Genomic DNA, 1,641 nt, shown 5'->3' on the forward strand with positions numbered 1-1,641 from the left:
GTCATTGTTCGATGGCTTTGAGATGTGGCAGAAGCGCTCCGGAGGATCCGCATGACCGATTTGCCCACCCTGTCCGAGATCAAGGCCGCCAAGGCTCTTGTGGACACTGTCTTCCCGGGAACGCCGCAATATGCCTGGCCGCTGCTGCAGCAGCGTCACGGCTTCGAAATCGTGGTGAAGCACGAAAATCACACGCCGATCGGGGCTTTCAAGCTGCGCGGCGGCATCGTCTATCTCGACCGAYTGAAGCGCGAGCGCCCGCATGTGAAGGGCGTCGTCTCGGCGACRCGCGGCAATCACGGCCAGAGCATCGCGATGGCGGCAAGCGGAGTCGGGCTGCCTTCGGTGATCGTCGTGCCGCTCGGCAATGCTGTGGAAAAGAACGCCGCCATGAAGGCGCTCGGAGCCGAGCTGATCGAAACCGGCCGGGATTTCGACGAGGCCCGGGCCGCGGCTCAGCAAATCGCCCGCGAGCGCAGCTATGAGATGGTGCCGTCCTTCCATCGCGATCTCGTCTGCGGKGTCGCAACCTATGCGCTCGAGCTTTTCACTGCGCGGCCGAATCTGACGCGCGTCTATGTCGGGATCGGACTTGGCTCCGGCATCTGCGGCCTGATTGCCGCGCGCGATGCGCTCGGCCTCAAGACCGAGATCATCGGCGTCGTCTCGGAGATCGCCGATTCCTACGCCCGCTCGGTCGAGGCGAAACAGGTSGTCGCRGTCGAGGATGCKCCGAGCTTTGCTGACGGCATTGCGGTCCGGGTGCCCGATGCCGGTGCGCTCACGATCATCYTGAAGGGCGCGGCGCGGATCGTGCGCGTCAGCGAAGATGCGATCGCCGAGGCGATCCGGAGCTATTATCTCGACACCCATAATCTCGCGGAAGGGGCCGGGGCTGCRCCGCTGGCGGCAGCAGCAGCCGAGYTCGAACTCAACCAGGGCGCCTCGGTTGGCGTCGTCCTTGGGGGCGGCAATATCGACATGCCGGTCTTCCGCAAGGTTCTTGCCGGGGAAACCCCTCGCATTGGCTAGTTCGAAAGCTGCCGACGCAGCGGGTTGGAAGTGCTGGTCGCTGGCATTTCTCAGCGCGGYGCTCGCCCTGGTCCTGCTTGTCTTCGGCTTCATCGCGGTGATGGATCCGTTCGGTTCGCGCCTTGCCACCGGACAGGCGGCGCGCCCGCTGATGGATCTCAACCAGCGCTACATGTACCCGCAGCTYGTCCGCTCGGGCGCGTTCGATTCTGCCATCTTCGGGACATCGACGATGCGGCTGCTCGACCCTGCKGTCCTGTCGCAAGGCCTCGATGTCCGCATGGCCAATCTCGSCATGAACGCTGCCACCCCKTGGGAGCAGGTCCAGATGGCGGAGTTGTTCGCGCGCAARACGGCTACGCCCAAGGCKGTAATCTGGGGCATCGACACGACATGGTGCGATCCCGATGCGACCGAACCAGGTAAACGCCTGACGCCGCGCCCATTTCCGCCCTGGCTCTATGACGACGCCCGCTGGAATGACTGGCCGAAGCTGATCAACCTGACCACGCTGGAAATCGCGGGCCGCCTTCTGGCGCAYAGGCTCGGATATCTGCCTGAGCGGATCCGCCGCGACGGCTACGAAGTGTTCACGCCACCAGAACAGAC

1 protein-coding gene and 1 pseudogene are annotated in these 1,641 nt (G+C 64.3%); both read left to right on the forward strand.

Annotation, left to right across the window (positions count from 1 at the left end; all coding sequences use genetic code 11):
• Positions 1 to 51: 51 nt before the first annotated feature.
• Positions 52 to 1,032, forward strand: coding sequence for a threonine dehydratase (locus AC1DJT_RS36560; RefSeq protein ID WP_476770646.1), 981 nt, complete (start codon positions 52 to 54; stop codon positions 1,030 to 1,032).
• Positions 1,025 to 1,641 (forward strand): annotated as a pseudogene (locus tag AC1DJT_RS36565) (hypothetical protein); the annotation flags it as partial. The gene AC1DJT_RS36560 and the pseudogene AC1DJT_RS36565, both read left to right, overlap by 8 nt.

The organism is Allobosea sp. 05T422_2 (assembly GCF_056396265.1).